Here is a 22176-nt window from a genome sequence, read left to right as displayed (position 1 = left end):
AAAATTTCAGACGGGAAGGCTGGCGGCACAGCAGCACCTACGCAGCAGCTCGCGCAATGACTGCATTTTCCGTGAAGGCTTCCTCCGTGGTCCGAGTCGCCCCCGTCGCAATGCTCATGATGCGACTCGGCATGCGACTCGCCGCCACTCACGTCAGCGTGATGGGAAGTTGAGCTGATGTGTCCGGCTCCGATATCGCACGACATGAAAGCAACGGCTCCCCCTTGCAACGGGAGGGTTGCTATCAAAAGCCAGAGCAGGTAACGGACAAATATGCGCATAAGTTTAGAAATGGTACCTCAGACATCCGACAAATGCCACGTTTGCTTACACTACACCTTCCCACTGGAGGAAGGTCAAGCGAATTTGACCTGACAGCAAAGCTGTTACATCAGCCTTGCAACAACCCATACATACTGATTTAATTGCAGGGTTTCAACATTTCATAATTATTTCTGGAGACCATATGCGCCATCTCATTACGCTGCTCGTTTTTTCCGCCATCAGTGCTCCTCTCTTCGCCGCGACTCCAACGGAGACCGTGGCAGAATTCCACGAGGCACTCAGCGCCGGAAAACCCGAGCAAGTCAGCGCGCTACTCAGCCCGGAGGTTCAAATCTTCGAGTCCGGCTATGTCGAGCGCTCCCGTGAAGAATATACCGGCCACCATCTCAAGGGAGATATCGAGTTCGCAAAAACGACGAAAAATAAAGTGCTCAAACACAGTGAACGCGTCGAAGGCAATTTGGCGGTCGTGATGCAAGAAACGGAAACGACCGGAAAATACAAAGGTAATAGTGTCCATCACTTCGGCACGGAGACCGCCGTCCTTGAGAAACAAGGCGACAAATGGGTTATTGTTCACATCCATTGGTCATCGCGCAAATCGAAATAAATCCATAGGTCGGCGTGTGTCACCGACCTCCGCTTAGTTTCGGTAGAGAGGGTTTGGTGCCACGTACACCCGCACGCCATCTACATTCACATCTGCGGGTGCAATGTCGGCGAGGTTGAAACTACCGCTCGGGCGGAGGGTATCGAACTGCCAGGTGAACGACTTGCCGCCCACCTCGAAAGTAACGACATCGCCCTGGTCCACGTTAACGCTCTGGATCCCTGTAGTGATAGCCACGGTACGCGTTGCGGCGGCGGCCTGAGCGGCGCTGCCGAGCGCTGCATTCGAGTGGGCCTGATCTTGGTGTGCCAACGCGGCCAGTGGGGCCAAGGCGACTACGACGAGAACGGCTGCGAATTTGCTTTTGATGGATTGCATGATTAATTCCTTCTCTTGGGTTAAAGGTGCTGCATTTGTGAAGCCGATGAAGCTATTCTAAGGATGCTACCCGCACACCCGAATGACCCGAGCATTACATTTACATTACAGCCGGCATAGTGAAATACTGGTTGACCGCCGTCGCTAATTTCATCTCGCGCGGTACCGCATGCTAATTGCGCGTACCTCTTTCACTTTAGATTTATCGGAGTCCCTTTGAATTTCGACGTTTCAGCACCTACGCTTAAGGAGCAGCAGCTTCTTATCGAACAATGGAAAGCCGACCCAGCAGCCACCTATCGCAGCTGGTTCCTTTGGGAAGAGCGTCTGAAGAATTTTCGCTCTATACGACGGGGCCTCCATGCCGTCGTAAAGGAGATTCGCGACGACACCTTCGGCAGTGCTTATCGAGGCTCGTCATTGGAGACAGTGGTTCACTCCATCGCAGAGCAGCGCCAAATCTTCAAGGGTGCGGACCATGCGTTCCTTTGGAAGCCTAAACTTCGCATTCCCGACATCTACGAGGACCGCGGCAATCAGATGGCCTTTGCCCAATTTCTCGATACCTGCCTTTGCTGCAATACCGATGCGGAGGTCGTGGAGGCAGTTCGCAAGCTTGATTCACATCAAATAAAGGGTTTAGGTCCGGCCTGCGCTAATCTGCTTTATTTTTTGCACCCTACAGTTGTTCCACCAAACAATACCGCTATCGTCAAGGGCTTTAACGCCTTCTTCGGGGCCAACGTAAAACTCGGCCGATGGAACGAATATCTGGCAATGCGAGAGCGCGTCATCGGTTTCAATACGACACACCGCAAATGGCTGTCCAACGACTTGGGCGCGGTCGCCGGTTTCCTGTTCGATATCGGCTCAGGCCGTTACTCGCTCGGCGCCCCCAGCGCGATCGCGTTCGACTGGGAAGCGGACCTCGCGAGAGTGCACGAGGAAACCGCAGCCGCGCACAAGGCGCGCCTGGCGGCGAGCGAAAACGATCATACTCACACGCAGGTGCAGGGCTGGCTCCGGGATCTGGGATTGGCCCTGGGCTTCAAGGTCTGGATTGCCAACAACGACAAGGGCCGCGCCTATGGCGACGGACGTCTGGGCGATGGATGCGTGACCGAACTGCCGGCGCCTGTCCGCGCCAGCGGCGCCCTCGACATGGTGGCGCTCATCGACGTGCTCTGGCTCGATGCGGCGTCCGGCAATATCAGCATGGCGTTCGAAGTCGAACACAGCACGAGCATCTACTCCGGTATCGTCCGGATGCTCGACCTGGCATTGGGCGTGCCTGAACATGAAGGCGCAACCTTCTTTCTGGTGGCGCCCGACGCCCGCGAAGCCGATGTGCGGTCTCAGTTCGCCAGGCCGGCGTTCTCACGCGTAAAAGAACTCAACGTCCGCTATATCGGCTATGGCGAACTGGCCCGGCACCGCGAGGCGATTGGCAGGTTCGGAGATGGTGAGAAGGCGATCCTCGCGATTTCCAAGCCACTGGCATGCTAGGGACGCCGGGACGGGAACCATAGCGAAAAGCGCGTGAGACCATGCCGCTCGCTGGTCACGCTTGCTGCGCCGCCGTGCAGCGCCATGATGGATTTAACGATCGCCAGTCCAAGGCCTGCGGAACTGGATTTCGCCGAGCGAGAAGGATCTGACCGGTAGAAGCGGTCAAACAATCGTGGCAAATGCGCTGGTTCGATGCCGGCTCCCGGGTTGGTCACCGATATGGTCACGCCATCGGCAACTTGGGCTGCGGTCAGCGAGATGACTCCGCCCGAAGGCGTATAGCGCACCGCGTTTGCGACCAGGTTGTTGACGGCCCTGCGCAACAAATGGGCGTCGGCCCATACCTCGCCAACGGCATTGATCTCCAGCGCGATATTCGCGTCGGACATGACACCGTCAAAATACTCCGCGACCATCTCCAGCTCTCTTTTTACGTCGAGCAGTTCGGTGCCGACGGTGATCTGGTCATGGTCGGCCCGCGCCAGAAACAGCATGCTTTCTACCATTCTGGCCAGCCGACCGAATTCCTCGTAGTTCGACGACAACAGGTTCTGGTACTCCTCACTATCACGCGGTTGGGAGAACACCACCTCGGTCTGCACCATCAAATTATTCAAGGGTGTGCGCAAGTCGTGTGCAAGGTCATCGGCAAATTGGGACAGGTTGCTAAAACTGCTCTGCAAGCGGTCCAGCACTGCATTAAAGGAATCAGCCAGCAGGCGTAGCTCGGCCGGCGCCGTTTGCGCGTGCAGTCGTATGGTCAGGTTGTGCGCCGTCACCTGTTGCGCTTGCGCGGCCAGCGCGCGCACCTTCGACAGGCCCCGGTAGACAAGCAAATAGCCCAGCGCGGCCGTCAATACGGCGCCGGCGATCGCGGCCGCCCAGACCTTCAGGCGGTATTCCCCCAGCACGGCGAGTCGCTCATGGGCAGTCCGTGCCAGAGCGACATGCACCACTTCGTCACTGGCGCCAATCCGGCCCGCGGCATTCAGCACGCGCAGCCTGGCGCCGTTAGCCAATGCTTGTGCGCGTGTATCGGCGGGCGAAGGCGTTGACCCGGCCGCTATCTCGGCGGTGGATCGCGCGAACGAGCGCTCGGTGGTGTTTTGCGCCAGCACCTGTCCGTCCTTGGCCTGGATGACCAGCAGCAAGCCACGGCTGACATCAACCGCATCGAGAAAGCGGTGCGGCTCAAGACGGATCGACCCTGCGCTCGCGGTTTCTTCCAGCAGATGCCTGATCTGCAACATGCGCTCGACCAGATCTGCGTCATCCCTGTCCAGCAGCTGTATGGCCAGTGCTTGGTAAAGATAAAATCCAACCGCCGAGAAAACCATGACCGCCACCACGGCAAACAGTGCGCCGAGCTGGGCGGTGAGGGAATAACTGCGCTTAGTCATCCGCGATCTTCCAGAACGTATCCCATGCTGCGAATCGTATGTATCAGCTTGACATCGTAGGGATCGTCGATTTTGGCGCGCAACCGGCGTACGGCCACGTCGACGACATTGGTGTCACTGTCAAAATTCATGTCCCAGACCTGGGACGCGATTAGCGGCCGGGATAGCACCTGCCCGACCCGCTTGGACATCAGGTGCAGAAGCGCGAACTCTTTTGCCGTCAGATCAATTCGTTGCCCTGAACGGGTGACACGGCGTTTTGGCACGTCGATCTCGAGATCGGCAATCTGGAACACGTCTGGCTCCCTGATGGGGCCTCGCCGCAGCAGCGTGCGTATCCGGACCAGCAATTCCGCGAAAGCAAAAGGCTTCACCAGATAATCATCGGCGCCCAGCTCCAGCCCTTTGATACGCTCATTGAGCGCGTCGCGGGCGGTCAGGAACAGCACCGGTGTTTCCACCGTCTTGCGAAGCTCCGTCACGATTTGCCAGCCATCCATGCCAGGCAGCATCACATCGAGTACGATCAGATCATAATGGGCGTTGGTCGCTGCATGCAGCCCTTCCGGCCCGGTCTTGGCCCAATCCACGACGAAACCGGATTCCGTCAGACCTTTCTGTATGTACTCGCCGGCCTTCTGTTCATCCTCCACCACGAGCAAGCGCATATCACCCCTTTGCAGTAAAAACATCGGGGAATCCCCCCGTTGGGGGAGTGTACCGCAGCAAAGTGACGCCAACGTGGCGGCGGGATTACAACTTTTTCAGAAACCGCCCGTCATTGCATGGCCAGCTTTGCGCGGAAAAAAACTATGTAGGAGGATGGGCTGGAACCGTAAACCGCATCGAGTGTCGAGGGCGCCCAATGTTTGCTCACGAGCGCACCCGCCCCAAACTTCACCGTTCCCGCACTAAACAGGTCCTGTACAAAACCCACGCTCAGCTTTCTGACATTGAACACTTGTTACCACCAACGACGCTGCGACTACGGTCTATCTAATTCTTGCACAAGATGGACCATGCTGTACTCCATCCGGTCCTTCGCGAACGAGACTGATGCATCGAGATAGCGTAGAGCCGACTTGATGTCCCGCCACCCCACATATTCCATGAGGCTCTTTACATCCCAGCCATCGGACGCCGCCCAATTCGCGAAGCCGCGGCGCAGCGAATGGCCGCTGTATGCGCCAGCCGCAGCCAGGCCGCCATTTTTCAGCATCGCCCGCAACAGCGGAGCGATGCTGTCAATATGCAGTCCATTTTCACGTACATGGCCCCAGCGGTCGATGGCGCGATAGACTGGACCGGCGGTCAACTGCGCGACGCCGATCCAGTCCAGGTAGGCCTCGACCGGGCAAAGCCGCGACAACGCGGGCGCGCAGAACGTACTGCCGAGATTTTGCCGATCGCCCTTGGTCCGACCTAGGAAGCAGCTGATGCCTTCGCCGGCGTTGGCCGCCACATGCTCGACGCGAAGCCGGCTCAGTTCGTCGCTACGAAATCCTCGCCAGAACCCGAGCAGGATCAGTGACTTGTCCCGCAGACTACGCAGCTCGGCGGCGCGATCGTTCCCGCGTCGAGCGGCGTTGACAGCGCGATCAAGCGCGCCAACGACGCGTTCCAGTTCATCGAGTTGCAGGGGCTTTGCCTGCTTCTCCTGCGCTGGATGCAGCGCGCGGATGCCGCGCATGGCTTGACGGACGATGGGCGCCTTGGTCGGGTCAGGAAACCCCTGTGCGGTGTGCCACTGGGCGAGTGCCGCCAGGCGCTGCCTTAGCGTGCTGACGGCCAGCGTATCGGCGTACTCCGCTAGGTAGCGGGCCACGCCGTCGGCGGTGGCGGGCAGCATGCCTTTCCATTGCACTTCGAAGTGCTCGATGGCGGCGCGATAGCTCTGACGGGTGTTGTCCCGCGTCGCCGCTTCGATGTATTGATCGAGTTTTGACATGGCGTCAGTGTCTTACCTTCGCCCGGATATAGTTGAATATCGTTCGGGTTGCATTGGCCGCCAAATGGGCTTCAGGTTCGCCCAGCAGGTCATCGGAGGGGTGCGCGATGCTGCCGTTGTTGCGCAGGGAGTTGATGGCGTCGATCGCGTTCGCAAATCCATGCAGAACGCGCACCAGGTCGTTGTCATACGAGCCCAGGTCCTTGAGTATTGGGTGTGCCGTGCGCAAGACCTTGAACAGCGCGGTCAACGAGGCATCGTCGGCCACCGTGATGCCGCTTTCAATGCACAGGCTTCGAAAATAGCCGTGCAGCGCCGTGTGCAGGCGGTCGACCGCGCTGACTGGGCCGCTAATACGCATCAGATGCTCGGCATCATTGAGTGCAAGCAGTACCACGTCGCCGCTCGAGAGGCTGGAGGGCGTCTCGGTATGTACACTTTGAATATTCGTGTGCACAAAAATCGACAGGTTCGGGATCTCCGCCAGCAGCTGGCTGGTCAGCTTGGGATGGTTGATGAGCTGGTCAACAACGTCCCAGCCTTCGCGGGAAAATCTCTCAAGCGCCTGCAGGACGCAGTCACCGTAATCAGGGTCCCGCCAATGCAAACTGCGCAGTAGGCGGTCATGACGCTGGATGAAGTCGGATTCCCCGGACAAATACCCGAACTCACGCCAGTCTTCCGTCGTGAATTCGCTGACGATCGCCTTCCTGAGCGCGAGGATCAGCGCACCGCGTTTCTGATGCGAAGACAGCCGAGCATGTGGCATCGCTGCAAGCTATCCAAGATGAGAATGCGCAGCTGAGAGGCCGTGCGCTCGAACTGGAGGCGGTCCTGCAGGAACAGATGGCGGCGCTCGTTGCCAGTCGCGCCGATCATCAAAGGGAGTCGACCATGCGCCAGGTCGCCGACCAGCAGGTGTTGGACCTCCAGCAGCGTCTTGGAGAGAATGAGGCGCACCGCCAATCGCTAGAGGAAAAACACCAGCACGCGCGTCAGGCGCTGGAGCACTATCGCCAGTCGGTAAAGGAGCAGCGGGAAGCCGATATCCGGCGCCATGAACAGCAGGTTCAGCAAGTGCAGGCCGAATTGAGGCAGGCACAGCAGACAATCGCTGTAAAACAGGATGAAACGACCCGTCTGAATCAGGAAGGGGCGAAGCTGGTAGCGGAGCTGTCCCACGCGAAACAGAGCCTGTATGAGCAACTGACGCAGAACCGCAAGCTGGAGCAGAAAATCGATACACTGCAATCGCTGCACCTACACGCCGCAGATACAGAGCGCCAACTTGCCGGAAAAATTGCCGAGGCGGAGTTGCTGGCCGAACAGTTGGGGGCCGCCAACAACCAGATGGCGCCGCTGAAGGCCCAGGTCCGCGAACTGGAGCTCATGCTCGCGCAAGCCAGCGCCAAGGTTCAGGCGCAAGAGCAAATCGGCGAGCAGCTGCGGATCTACCTAGACAAGATCGCAACCACTCCAGCGACCTCGGGGGCGGACCGCTGAATCATTTTTACGTGCCTACCTACGATTGCAGTTCCAGTGCTATTCGACTGGAACACGATCAACCCCTTCGAGTCTGGCTTCGCAGGTTATAGCGGATACTGACGGCGATGACAGCGAGGATTAGCACCTGTGCTGCCAGCGTTTGCGCGGTCGGGTAGATACCCAGCACCTCGACGCGGGGAATGGCGACTGGCGTCATATCCAGGAATCCCACTTTTTGCAAGGCGGCCACCCCCTTGCCAGCGAGGACCACCGCCAGTACGGCCACCAGTGCGGAGCTGTAGGCAAAGAACTGACTGATAGGCAATCTGGCGCTGGAGCGCAACAACAAGACGGCGATCACGGCCAGAATGACGATGCCCGTGCCAAGACCAGCGAGCAGATATACGCCATTATGCTCGGTCCACAGCGCGACATAGAACAGCACCGTTTCAAACACTTCGCGGTAGACGGTAACGAACGACAGTAAGAACAACATCGCGGCCGAGCGCTTGTTGAGCGCCGATGAGAGCTTGTCCTTCACATATGCCTGCCAGCGCCCTGCGAGACTCTTCTGGTGCATCCAGATGCCCACGGCCAGCAGCACCACTGCGGCAAAAATCGCGGAAAACCCCTCGGTCATCTCACGGCTCGCGCCGCTCAGATCGACGAGATACGTGGCGACCGCCCACGTCAGGGCGCCGCCCGCCAGTGCAGCGATCCACCCGGCGTGCACGTAGGGCAGCACATCCTGACGGCCGGCTTTTTTCAGGAACGCCAGCATGGCGACGACCACCAGCAGCGCCTCTACGCCTTCTCGCAGCAAAATGGTCAAGGCGCCGATGAACGTCGACAGCGGATCATTGGAGGAATCGAGCGCCCCTTGCGCATCGGATAGCAATCCTTGCAAACGCGTCGCGGTGGCACGGGCCAGCGCCAGATTGTTGGTGGAGACGGCATGGCGATAGTCCCCCATCGTTTTTTCGATCTCCGAAAAGAGCGCATTGTTCTTGGCCGCCAGCGCTGGCTCCACCGGTTCGAAGCCGTCCAGATAAGCCGACAAGCCTAGACGCGCAGCGGTCGCCATGTCGCCGGCCTCCAGTGCGGCCACACTGGCTTTGAGCTTGGACATGGCGATAGGCAAGGTGTCCGCGTTCGACTGCGCCAGCGTCGCTGGCGCGCTGCGCAGATAAGCGGTCAAGCCGCGCGCGGCGTCCGCGTCGACGGCCTTGGCCAAGGCGCTCTCGGACGTTTCGCTCAGCTTGGCCAGCGTCGGCAAGGCCGCATGCAACTCCGGGCGTTCGGACCAAAGCTTAGCGCCTGCCTGACGGTCCGCGTCGGAATACGACAGCGTCGAAGCGAAGTAGGCCACGGCCCAACGCTCGTCCTCGGTCAACTTTGCAAAACTCGCCATCGAGGTGCCTTCCACGCCGCGCGTGACGATCTGCTGTAGGGCGAAGACACTTCGCTCACGCGCACGCGCGTGATCAGCCAGCGCGATAGGTGGTGGATTGAGCGACGCGGCCAGAGGACCGTCCGCATGACCTGACGTCCCGTGACAGGCAGCGCAATTACTTTGGTACAGTGCGGCGCCCTGACGCAGATCCGGGGTCTTCAATGGCGATATTGGTACCGGGTAGGCCACCAGCAGTGCCGCAGCCAGGCGGTGCGCCTGATCGCCTACCTGGTCCGCCGGCGCCTTCTGCGCGATCGACTGACGCAAGGCGTCAGCATCGGACAGCAGCGCGACCTGCTGCGGTGTGGTAGGTAGCACGGCCAGCTGTTGGCGCGCGGCGTGCGCGAATTCCTGCATTTCTGCATATTCGCTCTGGCTGGCGACGGTGCCTTCTTTCACCGATTTCGCGTAGTCCACAGCGAGATAATCCAGCAGCTGCCAGATCTGTTTGGTCTTTTCGACGGTCGATAACTGCTCCGCGTGGAGCGTCGTCGCCGACGACACCAGACAAAACCATACTAAAAGCACTCGGATCACTTGCATAATTGTTCCAGAAGTAGAGGTGTCAAAGGCCACCAAGGAAGTAAAAGACAAAAAACCGCCTACCGGGATATCTCAGTTTCGAGTCCCGCGTAGCAGGCGCAGCCCGTTCATGACGACCAACAGACTGGCGCCCATGTCAGCGAACACGGCCATCCACAATGTCGCTTCGCCGCGCAGGGCCATAACCAGGAAGATGGCCTTGATCGCCAAGGCCAGAACGATGTTCTGCATCAGGATCGCGTGAGCCTTACCGCTCAGACGGATGAATTCCGGTATTTTCCGCAAGTCGTCGTCCATCAGTGCAACGTCCGCTGTCTCGAGCGCGGTGTCGGTGCCCATGGCGCCCATCGCGAAGCCGATGTCGGCCTTGGCCAGCGCCGGGGCGTCGTTGACGCCGTCTCCCACCATGCCGACGTGGCCGAACTTGGCTACCAGGTCGGCCACGGCACCCAATTTGTCTTCAGGAAGCAATCCGCCGCGCGAGTCGGCGATGCCCACCTGGAGGCCAATCGCGCGTGCCGTGTGGGCGTTGTCTCCGCTCAGCATGACGACTTCGACGCCCAGCGCCGCGAGATCTGCGATGGCTTGCGCGGTTGTCGGCCTGACTATATCGGCCACCGCCAGCATCAGCAGCGGTGTGCTCCCGTCGACCAGCAACACCACGCTTTTACCATCACGTTCCAGCGGTTCGACCAGCGCCTCGATCGCTTGGTCGGAGCAGCCGAGCTCCTTGACCAGACGCAAGCTACCCATATGCAGCTCGCGGCCATCGACGACACCGCGCACCCCAAGGCCGTTAAGTGCGCGGAAGGCGCCCACTTCGGCAAGCGTCTCGCCTGGCATCTGCGATTCCCAGTAGGCGCTGATCGCCCCCGATACAGGGTGATCGGAACGCGCGGCCAGGCTGGCGGCATGAAGCAGCGTAGTGTGCAGTTCAGCCCCGGCGAATGGGACCGCGTCGGTGACAGCGGGCTTGCCTAACGTAACCGTACCGGTTTTGTCCAGCGCGATCGCACGCAGCAACCGGCCTTGCTCCAAGTAGACACCTCCCTTGATGAGAATGCCTCTCCGAGCGGCGGCAGCCAAGCCGCTCACCACCGTAACCGGCGTGGAGATGACCAGTGCACACGGACATGCGATCACCAGGAGCACCAGCGCTTTGTACAGCCACGGACCTTCGGCCGCTTGCGTCAGCAACGGCGGAAGCACCGCAACGAGCACGGCCAACAACACCACGGCGGGGATGTAATACTGCGCGAACTGGTCGACGAAGCGTTGCGTTGGCGCGCGTTCACCTTGCGCCTGCTGCACGCTATCGACAATCCGCGACAGGGTCGAGCCTTTTTGTGTGGCGGTGACGCGGAACTCAATCTCGCCGCGCTCATTGATGGTGCCGGCATAGACGGCGTCACCCGTCGCCTTAGTCACTGGCAGACTTTCACCAGTGATGGGTGCCTGATTGATCGTACTCTGTCCAGTCGTGACGATACCGTCCAGCGGCACCCGCGCACCTGGTGCAACACGGACGATAGTTCCAACCTGAACCTCACTTGCCGGCGTCTCGCGCCATCCGTCGGCGCCTGCATTCACCAGTGCCGTATCAGGCGACATCGCCATCAGCGCGCCAACGGCGTTGCGGGCGTGATCGAGGGACTTTGCCTCGATCAGCTCTGCCACCGTGAAGAGAAATATCACCATCGCGGCCTCGGGCCATTGGCCGATCACCGCCGCACCAACCACCGCCAGCGACATTAGGAAGTTCATGTTGAGCGATAGGTGCCGCAACGCGATCCATCCCTTTTTCAGCGTGCCCAAGCCGCCGGAGAGGATAGCGATAACGGCTAGCGCCACCACCGCCCATGATTGCTCATGGCCGGTATACCACGCAAGCATCTCGGCCCCAACAGCAGCAGCTCCCGAGACACAGAGCATTGCCCATGCGCTGCCGGATAGTCCCGTGTCCTGCGCCAACTCGGAGACCTGCCCGGGCGCGGCGGAGCTCAACGTGTCGGCTTTGACCACAGCTTCCATGCCCAGCGACGTAAGTGCTTCGGCAATCGGTGCCACAGCTGGGAGACGATGGCGTACTGTTAGTTCGCGCAGCATCAAATTAAATTGCAGCTCCGTAACTCCAGGCATTTTCTCCAAATGGTCTCGGATCAGCTTTTCCTCGGTTGGGCAGTCCATATTCTTAATCAGGAACAGAGCTTGCTCAATCCCATCGCCAACTGCGGGAGGGCCGACAGATGGCGTAGCGGTTGTACCGGAACATCCGTTGTTATTGCAGCATTCCATAAGTCAGTCCTTGATTCGTATTATCATTCGCATTAAACACCCTATAGTCACTATAGAGTCAAGCATTCAATTGAGTTCAGGAGCAACTTATGCAGCAAACATTGAAGATAGGACAACTTTCGAAGGCGACAGGCTGTCAGGTGGAGACTATCCGTTTCTATGAACAGGAAGGGCTCTTGCCGGCGCCGGCGCGCAATGCAGGGAACTACCGGCTATATGAAACGGCCCACGTCGAACGGCTGCAGTTTATCCGCCATTGTCGATCTCTGGATATGCCGCTCAACGATGTGAGGCTATTGCTGAATCTGCGTGATGCCCCGGGCGAAAGCTGCCAGGAAGTCAATCAGTTGCTTGATCAGCGCATTGTGCAAGTGGCGCATCGCATTGCTGAACTCAATGCTTTGCAAGGCCAATTGAGTGTACTGCGAGGCCGTTGCCGAACAGGTAGTGCGGCGCGCGACTGCGGCATTTTGCAGGAGCTATCGACGGGAATGTGCCAAGCGGAAGGGTGTGTGGAATAGCAACTTCAAACCATGAATTGAAACGACACGGTGCGTTGCTGGCTTGCGATCATTGAAGGTGACTGCGGAGCGGGAAAGCGCGACATCATACGGCAAGCTTATTTATTTAAAATCAATTACTTATAGCAGGATTTGAGTTTTTTTACACGAATCCCGGCCGACCCTCAAATAGGATGGCTTTATTTTGTGGATGGGGTCGCTCCGACGTGGAACGATTATCTCGGCGTCGGTCTGGCGCTCGCCGGAGCGGGCGTAATTGCAATGGGCCACCGGTCAGCATGACTGGCCGCTTGGAAATCGATGGCTCTACCGCTCTACGCGGCTAAATTGCTCAGTTGCCTTTCCGCCGATTTTGACCGCGCTCAAATAAAATACCAGGGAGATCAATGACATGCATAGCAGGATAAGCAGCAAAACAGCCGGACTTGGATAGGCGCGCAGAATAGCAGCCGCCACCAAAGGGCCGGCCGCCTTCGCGAGAAGTGAAGGCCCAGCCATCGCACCTGAGATGGCCCCGTAGTTTTTGCGTCCGAACATCGCTTGGGGAATGGTGCCGCGCACGATGGTCAGGATGCCGTTGCTGAGTCCGTACAGGATGCAGAATGCCGCCACAGACCAGGCCTGGCCGCCGAACAGCAGCAGCACCAGGATGGCGGCAGGCAGCGCGGCAAAGGTAAATTTCCCTACCGTCTGCGGCGCCGCGTTCCTGGCAAAGGTTCTTTCGCAGATGCGTCCAGCCACCTGCATGGGACCGATTAGCGTCGACATCAGCACCGCAAGCGCAGCGGTGTGACCAAAATCCTTCAACAGCGGAATCAAATGCACGGACAACGCTGAAAAGATGAACATGTTCGCGGAAAACGCCATGGCCAGTTTCCAGAACGCGGGATGGCGTAGTGCCTCGGCCAATGTATGGCTGTGCTCAGGCGCCGCATGCGGCCCATGTGCGACCACCGCGTCACGGCCCAGCATCAGGTGCAGAGGCAGGCACAGCAGCAGCTGTACGATCCCGAACCAGAGATAGGTGTCGCGCCAGCCGATGACCGTGCTCAATTTCAGCGTCAGGGGCCAGAACACCGTGCTGGCAAATCCGGCAAACAAAGTCAGCGTCGATATCGCCTGACGGCTGTTCTGATCAAATTTCCGGTTGATCGTGGCGAACGCCGCTTCGTAGAGAGTGAGCGACATGGCCACGCCGAGCATGGTCCAGGCTCCGAAATAAGATAGCGTCCCGGTGGCGTGGCCTAGGCAAATAAGCCCGGCGCCACAAACCACAGAGCCTGTCGCCATGACCCATTGCCCGCCAAAGCGGTCCAGCAGCATTCCGGTGGGCGTCGCGACCAGTCCGCCCACCAACAGGCTCCAAGAGAAAGCGCCGTACACCAACTCCGGTCGCAACATTAGATCGGACGCGATGCTTGGCGCCAAGATGCTGAACGCATAGTAGAGCGATCCCCAAGTGGCGATTTGGGTGAAGGCGAGGATGCCGACGGTTTGCCAAGGGCGATGCATGCGGTGTTCCTTCCAATGTCATCAAGCTGTCAAGATACTTCGATATTCTTTGAATTGTCGTAGCTTATGCGATATTATAGTTCAACGCTTATTGAATTGTGAAAGTATGACCATGGACACCAAGGAAGTTTTAGCCGCGCTGGCGGCCATCGCGCAGGAAAGCCGTCTGGCAATTTTCCGGCTGCTGGTGCAAATCGGCCCCGACGGTATGGCCGCCACCAAGATCGCCGAGCAGCTCGATATCGCGCCGTCCTCGCTGTCGTTCCACTTAAAGGAGCTGACGCACGCTAGGCTGATCACTTCGCGCAGCGAGGGCCGGTTCGTGATCTATGCGGCCGACGTCGTGGTCATGAACGGCCTTATCGGCTACCTGACTGAAAACTGCTGCGGCGGAATTCCTTGCGGTCCTGCTGGCTGCGACACCAAACCCACCTCTACCTGAACTGGAGAATTCCCATGCAAGAAAAAGTCTACAACGTACTGTTCCTCTGCACCGGCAACTCGGCGCGCAGCATCATGGCTGAGGCCCTGGTGACGACGATGGGTAAGGGCCGCTTCAAGGGGTTCTCGGCCGGTAGCCACCCTGGCGGAACTGTCAATCCGTTTGCCATCGAGCAGGTGGCCAATACCGGGTATCCGGTCACTGACCTGCGCAGTAAGAGCTGGGACGAGTTCGGTACATCGGACGCACCGCATATGGACTTCATCTTTACAGTTTGCGACAACGCGGCAGGTGAAACTTGCCCGTATTGGCCTGGTCACCCGATGTCGGCGCACTGGGGGTTCGAAGATCCGGCCGCAGTTGTCGGAACCGACGAAGAAAAGCGCGCCGCTTTCCACCGCATCTTCCGTCAAATCATGACGCGCATGAATATTTTCGTCAGTCTGCCGCTGCACATGCTGGAGAAAAACGCCATCCAGCGCGAAATCCAGGCGATCGGCGAAACCTCCGTTTAATTTTTACCTGACACTCACTATGAATATCCTGTTTCTCTGCACCGGCAACTCCTGCCGCTCCGTTCTCTCCGAGGCCACCTTCAACCACCTGGCGCCGGCCGGCCTGAAAGCGATTAGCGCCGGCAGTCAGCCGGCCGGCAAGCTACATCCACGCGCCGTGGCGCTGTTGCACAGCAAGGCGATTTCCACCGAAGGCTACTACAGCAAATCGTGGGATGACCTGCCGGTGACACCGGACATCGTGGTAACGGTCTGTAGCAGCGCGGCCGGCGAAACCTGCCCGGCCTATCTGGGCCCAGTGCTGCGTACCCACTGGGGCGTCGACGATCCGGGCCACGTGGTGGGTACGGAGGAGGAGATCAATACCGCGTTTGAGCAGACCTACCAGATTATTCGCGCGCGCATCGAAGCGTTCTTGGCGCTCCCACTGGCCGAGCTGACCAACGACAAAGCCAAACTGAAGGTCGAACTCGACAAGATCGGCACCATCCTGGCCTGAGCCGGGTATCTAGCTCTCGACCGGCTCCAAAGGCCGGAATTTTCCCTTTTCTGTTGACATCACCTACAAGGACTAGCCGTGCTTATCGCATTTCTGATCTTCCTCGCCACCTTGATCCTCGTCATCTGGCAGCCGCGCGGCCTAGGCATAGGCTGGAGCGCTTCCGCTGGCGCCATCGTTGCGCTGCTGGCCGGCGTGATCCACACCGCAGACATCCCGGTGGTCTGGCATATCGTCTGGAACGCGACCGGCACCTTTGTGGCGGTCATCATCATCAGCCTGCTACTGGACAAGGCCGGCTTCTTCGAGTGGGCGGCATTGCACGTGGCGCGCTGGGGTAGAGGAAGCGGCAGGCGCCTGTTCGTGCTGCTGGTCCTGCTGGGTGCGGCGGTGGCCGCGCTGTTCGCCAACGACGGCGCGGCGCTGATCCTGACACCTATCGTCATAGCCATGCTGCGAGCGCTGCGCTTCTCGGCCAAGGCGACTCTAGCCTTCGTGATGGCCGCAGGCTTCATCGCCGACACGTCCAGCCTGCCGTTGGTGGTGTCGAACCTGGTCAACATCGTGTCGGCCGACTATTTCAACATTGGCTTTGCACGCTACGCCGCCGTCATGGTGCCGGTCGACCTGGTCGCCGTGGCGGCGACGTTGGCCGCTTTGATGTGGTTCTTCCGCAAGGACATCCCAGCCAATTACGACCTGGCGCAATTGAAAGCGCCGGCAGAAGCGATCCATGACCGCGCCACGTTCATCACCGGCTGGTGGGTGTTGGGCCTGCTGCTGGTAGGTTTCTTCTGGCTGGAGCATTTGGGCGTGCCCATCAGCGCCGTCGCGGCGGTGGGCGCTTTGTTGCTGTTGGTGGTGGCCGCGCGCGGCCACAAGATATCGACGCGCGAGGTGCTGGGCAACGCGCCCTGGCAGGTCGTGGTCTTCTCGCTGGGCATGTACCTGGTCGTCTACGGATTGCGCAATGCGGGCCTCACGGACTACTTGACAGGCGTGCTCAACGAGTGCGCGAGCTATGGCGTATGGGGCGCCGCACTCGGCACCGGCTTCATCACCGCGATCCTTTCCTCCATCATGAATAACATGCCAACCGTATTGATCGGGGCGCTGTCGATCGATGCCACGACGTCGCAAGGGGTGGTGCGCGAGGCGATGATTTACGCCAACGTCATCGGCAGCGATCTCGGCCCGAAAATCACACCGATCGGCAGCCTGGCCACGCTGCTCTGGCTGCACGTCCTGTCGAGCAAGGACATTCAAATCTCGTGGGGCTACTATTTCCGCGTCGGCATTGTGTTGACTTTGCCGGTGCTGTTGATCACCCTGGCTGCGCTCGCCGTGCGGCTTGCTTAATGGAGAGATTTTTATGACCGTTACCATCTACCACAACCCCGACTGCGCCACGTCACGCAATACGCTGGGCCTGATCCGCAACGCCGGGATCGAGCCGGTCATTATCGAATACCTGAAACACCCGCCTGACGGGGCTACGCTGATCGACCTGATTGTGAAAGCTGAACTGACCATCTATTCAGTCGTTCGCCAAAAAGGCACGCCGTTTGTCGAACTGGGTTTAGATTCCCCTTCCGTCACCAACCAGGCATTGCTCAATGCGATGGTCGCCCATCCTATCCTGATCAACCGGCCATTCGTCGTAACGCCATTGGGCGTGCGGCTGTGCCGGCCGTCGGAGCTGGTGCTCGATATTCTGCCGCAGCCGCAACGCGGCGCTTTCGCCAAAGAGGACGGCGAGCGTGTGATTGACGAAAATGGGGAGCGCGTCAAGCGTGGATAAGATTGTGGACCTGCCCAATATCAATCCCGAGCAGCTTGACCTGCCGAGCATGGACAAGCTCGCCCAAGTCGGCGAAATGGACCATCCGCCACGCATTCTGATGCTCTACGGGTCGCTGCGTGAGCATTCGTTCAGCCGCTTCCTGACCGAGGAGGCGGCACGCATCCTGGAACACTTCGGCGCAGAGGTGAAGATATTCGACCCGATGGAGCTTCCAATGGCCGGCAGCGTGCCAGAGGATCATCCAAAAGTTATTGAACTGCGCGAGCTGTGCTTGTGGTCCGAGGGCCAAGTGTGGTGCAGCCCTGAACGCCATGGCGCCATCACAGCCGTGATGAAAAACCAGATCGACTGGATCCCGCTAGAAATGGGCGCAATCCGCCCAAGTCAGGGCCGCACGCTGGCCGTGATGCAGGTCTGCGGCGGGTCGCAGTCCTTCAACGTGGTCAATACCTTACGCCTGCTGGGGCGGTGGATGAGGATGTTCACGATCCCAAACCAGTCGTCAGTGCCGATGGCTTACAAGGAATTTGACGATGCCGGTCGTATGCGCCAGTCAGGTTACTACGACCGCGTGGTGGACGTCATGGAGGAGTTATTCAAGATGACATTGCTGCTACGCGGCCGCACGGACTATCTCACTGACCGCTATAGCGAGCGCAATGAGCGGCAGATGAAGGCGATCAATCAAGCGATCAAAAAGATATAACCGGACGGTCCGATGACAGCGTCGTAAAGGCAATCAGAGCCTGCTACATGTAATGACCTGCATTTGAAACGGGGCCGACCAGCATTCCAGCCGATTTTCGGCCAGGAATAACTGCAACTGACGCCCCCCTCAAACCAGCATTTGCTGCAAATGAACCTGCATTTATCCGCGCAGACCTGCATTCCATAACGGCGAACCAGGATTATCTGCAACTGACCAGGATGTTCAACACCGCCTTGGTATCGGCCTCGATTTCGGCCAGCACACCCAGCCAGTGGCCGATGACACGCTTAACGCTCGCCGCCGGCTGGGTGTCGCGCCAGACCGTCAGGATGCGCTGGTAGGCGACCAGATCGGCCCGCTGCACGCAATACGCTGTTGTCATCTGGGTTGCCTCGATGTCGGTGAATGCTCCGGGAGTGCGGCTGGCCTGCTCCAGCAGGCCGAACTGGGCGGCCGTGTCGCTCTGAATGTTCCGCAGGTGCTCGATGATGAGCGGCAATCCGGTCGGATTTGGCCAGGCAAGGATTTCGATTTCCTCGGCCGTGCCGGTGCCAGTGGCGATCCTCAATACATCGTGGTGGACTCCCGCTCCGATCAAATCCGCCTTTGGGATATTCGTATGCGTCCACGGGAACAGCTCCTGTTTCTGTGCGACCAGCATGCGCAGGTCCAGCTTGAATCCCTGTTCCAGACCGGGAGGCGGTGCCTCCTGGTTGTCGGCCTCGACCATTTGCCAAATCCGTTCGATGTGGTCCTCCTGCTCGGCGCTAGGGAACAGACTGATGTTCCACGCCAGGCAGCAGCTCAGGACCGCCTTCTTCCGCGCTTCGAGTTCTTCCACGAACAGGACGTGCGGCAGCATGAAGGACGAAAAGCAGGACGCGACGGTGAATTGTTTAAATTTCATGGGCAGAATCAGATAGGAAGGCCAGCGGCAAGCATGCGATCGCGCAGCTCCGCAGTGCGCGCCGGTTCGAGTTTGTTGTTGAACAACGCGCGAATTTCCGCAGGCTTGGCGTCGAACTGTTCGACCATGTCCTTCAGCCTGTACCCGTTGCGGGTCAGGGTCGGCTCCAGATCGTCAAGTTGGCGTGACAGCACGGTTTCGACCAGCGCGGCCGTGACGGGCTTCTCGCCGGTCTGGTAGCCCGCTTCCAGCGCAAGGGTCAAGTGCAGCTGGACTTGCAGCGGCGTGCGCAGTTTGGTGGACAGGATATCGATTGCCTCGTTGTTCAGGATCGACTCGGGGTCGGTGTTCGGGGCCGAGCTGGCACCAAGCAGCCAGAGGATGTACTCGCGCTGACTGCCGGCGATGCCATCGAGCGTGAAGATGTCGGTGCGGTAGCCGATTTCTTCCATGGTCGGGCGGCGCAGGTCGTTGCGCAGCTTCGGATGGCCGGCCAGGATCACCGACAGCCGCCCGCCCGCGTCCTCGACCACTTCCATCAGGCGCTTGAGGCCGATGAGGGTGTGGCCGTTCAGGTCATGCGCTTCATCGACGAACAACGCAACCGGGCGTTTTCCCTTTTTGACGATTTCCTGCAATTCGCGTTCGCGCTTCTCGCTCTGCTTGGGAATTTGCACCTGCTTGTCCTGCGACAGGTCGTAGTAGAGTGTGGAGATCAAGGTAGCCAGCTTGATGCTGTGCTTTTCCACGGACAGCGACTTGGCGACGGCCACGCGGTTCTCGTCTTTCAAAATCTGCTGAAGCCGGCGCAGCGTGACCGTCTTGCCGCTGCCGACAACTCCGCAGAGCGCGATCAGCCGCCCCTCAAGGATCGCGCCCTTGATGTCCTTGATTAGCTGCTTGTGGTGGTCGGTCTCGTAGTAGCCGGCCTGGCTGAGCGGCTGTGTCAACCCGTAGTACTGCATCACTTCAACTCGCATGGTCCTCTCCAGTCTTCTTGTTTCGGAAATAATCTCGTATGCGCGCGAGCACAACGCTGCGTGTCAGCGTCTCGCTCAGCAGCTGGTCGATGACGGCGCGATCCTCCTGCGACAGCTTAGCCAGCGGCGTGGCCAGCTCGTCCGCAATCGCGAGCTTGGCGGCGATGACGTTCGCAAAATGGAATTCGTGCGCCTCGGCGTCGAAGGGCTGGATTGGTAATTCGCCTGGTAGATTCAGTGGAGCCAGGTGCAGCTCCTTGCCGGCCAGCGCCTCGATGGGCAGCTTGAGCTGGTCAGCCAGAGTACGGATACGGTCGGCGCGCGCGTCGGCCGCGCCGCGCTTGAAGGCGCGGTAGCGGTTCAATGGGATCGGCCCGGCCACCGGATAGTATGGTCCGGTGCGCACGCCTTCGTACTCGACGTAAAGTTCGTTGTCGAACAGCCCCCACAGCAGCAGCACGTATTCGCCAGCCATGTCCGGCTCGACTTCGTAGCTGGTGCCCTCGACTGACACGCGTGCGTCCACACCCACCCGGCGCCGTTCCGGCTCGCGGGCGAAGCGGCAGTACTGCTCCCACGCGCACATCTGCCGGATGCCACCGCTCGGGAAGTTGGCGAGCCAGTCCTCGATGCGCGAATGCTGCTCGCAGCGGTGATCTTGGCGAATGTAGCGCATCAGGTAGCGCAACAGCCATTCGTTGGCCTGCTGCTCGGTTTCTGGTTTGTGGAAGTGGTACAGCGTCTCGTGGGCTTCCTTCACTGTGCGGAACGGCCGCTCGACCTTGCCCTTGGAGCGTGCTGTGACCCGCTCGCCGTCCTTGCCAGCAGGGATGTGCGTCATCCATTCGATGCCCAGCGCGTGCATCACATTCTGGAATACCCGGCTCTTGGCGACAGGGCCGTTGTCCAGGTAGATCATCAGCGGGCGACCCTGGAACGGATATTCGGGGTCGGCCTTCGCTGCCATCGCGTTGAACAGGAAGCGCAGCGCCGATTCTGCATCCTCACCATAGACGCAGCGGTACTCCTGGTATGGCACGCCGCTGCGGTCGTCCACGACGCTGTACAGCATCAGCGTCGGTTCGCCCTTGCCAGGTTCGATCCAGTCCGGCTTGTCGATCCGTTTGAGGTCGGACGGCGACATGTCGAATTGCCAGCAGTCGTTGCTGTGCTCGGCCTGGAAGCGCACGGCTGGCGGCTGCCGGCGCAGGCGCGGCTGGTCGAGGTGCCAAAGTGTGAGGTACTGGTTGACCGTGCTGCGCGTCAGTACGGCTTTCGGCGCACGCACGAGTCCCTGCACCGTCTCGACGCCATATTCCTCCAGCAGCTCGATGGCGCGCTTGGTAGACAGGTGCCGGCCCTGCTTGTTGGTGGTGCGCAGCTTAAGGGCAGCGATCAGCTCGCAGTACCGTTCCAGCTCCGATTTCGGCAGGACGCGCGGCTTGCCGTGATCGGTGCGGTGGACCACGCGAGGCTTCAGAAAGTCCTTCAGCGCACGATATACCGACGTGGTGGAGATGCCGTACAGCTCAGACATGGCGCGCACCTGGGCGGCACGTTCTGGACTTTTGTGCGGCAGACGGTCGAGCCGCTGCCGCAATTGCAGCAGCGATTCGGCCGGGATCTGCTTACGCCACCCGGCCGCCATCGCTTTCAGCCTTGTCGAGATAGTTGTAGAGCGTGGATTTGGAAATTCCCATCATCTTGCAGATTTCTTCAACGGTATGGTTTCGCTCCCGGTGCAGTTTCAGGGCAAGTTCGAGCTTGGCCGGATCGAGGCGCTTTGGCCGCCCGCCCATGCGACCGCGCGCGCGCGCCGCGACCAGCCCGGCCTGGGTGCGCTCGCGGATCAGGTTGCGCTCGAACTCGGCTAGTGCGCCGAACAGGTGAAAGACCAGCTTGCCGCCGCTTGATGTGGTGTCGATGTTTTCTTGCAGGCTGCGCAGCCCGACCTTGGCGGCTTCGAGTCGCTCGACCAGCTCGATCAGGTTCTTGAGCGACCGGCCCAGCCGATCCAGCCGCCAGATGACCACTGTGTCGCCGGCGCGCAGCATGCTCATGAGGGTGCCCAGCCCGGTACGGTCCGCCCTTGCACCGCTCACCATGTCCTCGAAGACGCGCTCGCAGCCGGCCGCCTGCAACGCATCACGCTGCAAGTCCAGGTTCTGGTCGTCGGTCGATACACGGGCGTAGCCGATCAGCATGGCGACTTGTCCAATAAATCACGAAAACTCAGTATAGCTGGACTTTGAATATTGGAAAGGGATTGTGGATTGTCGTTGTGCTTGAGATGCCCGCCGCCCGTGTCATTTTCAGAAGACGACTGCACCAATTATCAGGAGTCGATAACACTACATCGGCGAGAGCGAAAACTTCCCGGC

At 59.5% G+C, this 22176-nt stretch carries 22 protein-coding genes; 10 read left to right on the top strand and 12 right to left on the bottom strand.

Annotation, left to right across the window (positions count from 1 at the left end; translation table 11 throughout):
- The first annotated feature begins 466 nt into the window (after positions 1–466).
- Positions 467–895, top strand: coding sequence for a YybH family protein (locus tag AC1RQG_RS17815; RefSeq protein WP_493133349.1), 429 nt, complete (start codon positions 467–469; stop codon positions 893–895).
- Positions 896–928: 33 nt separating this feature from the next.
- Here AC1RQG_RS17815 and AC1RQG_RS17810 read toward each other — a convergent pair whose 3' ends face one another.
- A complete protein-coding gene (locus AC1RQG_RS17810) occupies positions 929–1273 on the bottom strand; it encodes a CzcE family metal-binding protein (protein ID WP_161081549.1) in 345 nt (114 codons plus the stop codon).
- Positions 1274–1489: 216 nt separating this feature from the next.
- Here AC1RQG_RS17810 and AC1RQG_RS17805 point away from each other — a divergent pair, with 216 nt between their 5' ends.
- Positions 1490–2779, top strand: coding sequence for a type II restriction enzyme NmeDI-related protein (locus AC1RQG_RS17805; RefSeq protein WP_161081550.1), 1290 nt, complete (start codon positions 1490–1492; stop codon positions 2777–2779).
- Here AC1RQG_RS17805 and AC1RQG_RS17800 read toward each other — a convergent pair.
- The 4 genes from AC1RQG_RS17800 to AC1RQG_RS17785 form a co-directional block, all read right to left on the bottom strand.
- On the bottom strand, positions 2776–4182 hold the full coding sequence (locus AC1RQG_RS17800) for a heavy metal sensor histidine kinase (RefSeq protein WP_493133348.1): 1407 nt from the start codon (positions 4180–4182) through the stop codon (positions 2776–2778). The two genes, AC1RQG_RS17805 and AC1RQG_RS17800, sit on opposite strands and share 4 nt — an antisense overlap.
- Complete coding sequence (locus AC1RQG_RS17795) at positions 4179–4850, bottom strand: heavy metal response regulator transcription factor (protein WP_161082085.1); 672 nt, start codon at positions 4848–4850, stop codon at positions 4179–4181. Before AC1RQG_RS17795 ends, AC1RQG_RS17800 begins: the two co-directional genes overlap by 4 nt.
- 317 nt (positions 4851–5167) lie before the next feature.
- On the bottom strand, positions 5168–6130 hold the full coding sequence (locus AC1RQG_RS17790; RefSeq protein ID WP_161081552.1) for a tyrosine-type recombinase/integrase: 963 nt from the start codon (positions 6128–6130) through the stop codon (positions 5168–5170).
- 4 nt (positions 6131–6134) lie between these two features.
- Positions 6135–6899 (bottom strand): abortive infection family protein, encoded by a 765-nt coding sequence (locus AC1RQG_RS17785; protein ID WP_493133347.1) that lies wholly within the window; start codon positions 6897–6899, stop codon positions 6135–6137.
- On the opposite strand from AC1RQG_RS17785, the gene AC1RQG_RS17780 reads away from it, so the two are divergent.
- On the top strand, positions 6893–7633 hold the full coding sequence (locus tag AC1RQG_RS17780; protein WP_493133346.1) for a hypothetical protein: 741 nt from the start codon (positions 6893–6895) through the stop codon (positions 7631–7633). The two genes, AC1RQG_RS17785 and AC1RQG_RS17780, sit on opposite strands and share 7 nt — an antisense overlap.
- Before the next feature lie 58 nt (positions 7634–7691).
- Here AC1RQG_RS17780 and AC1RQG_RS17775 read toward each other — a convergent pair whose 3' ends face one another.
- Positions 7692–9611, bottom strand: coding sequence for an FTR1 family protein (locus AC1RQG_RS17775; protein WP_493133345.1), 1920 nt, complete (start codon positions 9609–9611; stop codon positions 7692–7694).
- Between the two features lie 72 nt (positions 9612–9683).
- Positions 9684–11906: a heavy metal translocating P-type ATPase gene (locus tag AC1RQG_RS17770; protein ID WP_493133344.1), complete on the bottom strand. Its 2223-nt coding sequence runs from the start codon at positions 11904–11906 to the stop codon at positions 9684–9686.
- Positions 11907–11995: 89 nt separating this feature from the next.
- Here AC1RQG_RS17770 and cadR point away from each other — a divergent pair, with 89 nt between their 5' ends.
- On the top strand, positions 11996–12427 hold the full coding sequence (gene cadR, locus AC1RQG_RS17765) for a Cd(II)/Pb(II)-responsive transcriptional regulator (protein WP_493133343.1): 432 nt from the start codon (positions 11996–11998) through the stop codon (positions 12425–12427).
- Positions 12428–12733: 306 nt separating this feature from the next.
- Here the strand turns inward: cadR and AC1RQG_RS17760 are convergent, their stop codons facing one another.
- Positions 12734–13939: an MFS transporter gene (locus AC1RQG_RS17760; RefSeq protein ID WP_493133342.1), complete on the bottom strand. Its 1206-nt coding sequence runs from the start codon at positions 13937–13939 to the stop codon at positions 12734–12736.
- Positions 13940–14051: 112 nt separating this feature from the next.
- On the opposite strand from AC1RQG_RS17760, the gene AC1RQG_RS17755 reads away from it, so the two are divergent.
- The 6 genes from AC1RQG_RS17755 to arsH all read left to right on the top strand — a co-directional run bounded on the left by AC1RQG_RS17755 (position 14052) and on the right by arsH (position 17905).
- Positions 14052–14381 carry an ArsR/SmtB family transcription factor gene (locus tag AC1RQG_RS17755; protein WP_493133341.1) on the top strand — a complete coding sequence of 110 codons (330 nt, stop codon included), beginning with the start codon at positions 14052–14054 and terminating at the stop codon, positions 14379–14381.
- 14 nt (positions 14382–14395) lie between these two features.
- The gene (locus AC1RQG_RS17750) at positions 14396–14896 is read left to right on the top strand and encodes an arsenate reductase ArsC (protein WP_493133340.1); all 501 of its coding nucleotides are present in this window, start codon (positions 14396–14398) and stop codon (positions 14894–14896) included.
- Between the two features lie 19 nt (positions 14897–14915).
- Positions 14916–15395 (top strand): arsenate reductase ArsC, encoded by a 480-nt coding sequence (locus tag AC1RQG_RS17745; protein WP_493133339.1) that lies wholly within the window; start codon positions 14916–14918, stop codon positions 15393–15395.
- 78 nt (positions 15396–15473) lie between these two features.
- Positions 15474–16754: an arsenic transporter gene (locus AC1RQG_RS17740; protein WP_493133338.1), complete on the top strand. Its 1281-nt coding sequence runs from the start codon at positions 15474–15476 to the stop codon at positions 16752–16754.
- 13 nt (positions 16755–16767) lie between these two features.
- The gene (arsC, locus tag AC1RQG_RS17735) at positions 16768–17196 is read left to right on the top strand and encodes an arsenate reductase (glutaredoxin) (protein ID WP_493133337.1); all 429 of its coding nucleotides are present in this window, start codon (positions 16768–16770) and stop codon (positions 17194–17196) included.
- Positions 17171–17905 (top strand): arsenical resistance protein ArsH, encoded by a 735-nt coding sequence (gene arsH, locus AC1RQG_RS17730; protein ID WP_493133462.1) that lies wholly within the window; start codon positions 17171–17173, stop codon positions 17903–17905. The genes arsC and arsH overlap by 26 nt, the downstream gene beginning before the upstream one ends.
- A 202-nt stretch (positions 17906–18107) precedes the next feature.
- Here arsH and AC1RQG_RS17725 read toward each other — a convergent pair whose 3' ends face one another.
- Genes AC1RQG_RS17725 through AC1RQG_RS17710 form a run of 4 tightly spaced genes read right to left on the bottom strand, consistent with a single transcriptional unit; the run spans position 18108 to position 21999 of the window.
- Positions 18108–18815 carry a hypothetical protein gene (locus AC1RQG_RS17725; RefSeq protein ID WP_493133336.1) on the bottom strand — a complete coding sequence of 236 codons (708 nt, stop codon included), beginning with the start codon at positions 18813–18815 and terminating at the stop codon, positions 18108–18110.
- Positions 18816–18823: 8 nt separating this feature from the next.
- Entirely contained in the window at positions 18824–19795 is a 972-nt protein-coding gene (locus AC1RQG_RS17720; protein WP_493133335.1) for an ExeA family protein, read from the bottom strand.
- Positions 19785–21419, bottom strand: coding sequence for a transposase family protein (locus tag AC1RQG_RS17715; protein ID WP_493133461.1), 1635 nt, complete (start codon positions 21417–21419; stop codon positions 19785–19787). Before AC1RQG_RS17715 ends, AC1RQG_RS17720 begins: the two co-directional genes overlap by 11 nt.
- 4 nt (positions 21420–21423) lie before the next feature.
- Positions 21424–21999 carry a recombinase family protein gene (locus AC1RQG_RS17710; protein ID WP_493133334.1) on the bottom strand — a complete coding sequence of 192 codons (576 nt, stop codon included), beginning with the start codon at positions 21997–21999 and terminating at the stop codon, positions 21424–21426.
- Positions 22000–22176 lie beyond the last annotated feature (177 nt).

The sequence above is a fragment of the Rugamonas sp. GW822-FHT03B10 genome (genome assembly GCF_058801745.1).
The sequence above is the reverse complement of the archived record's forward strand: the minus strand, read 5'-3'. Positions and strand labels throughout refer to the sequence as shown.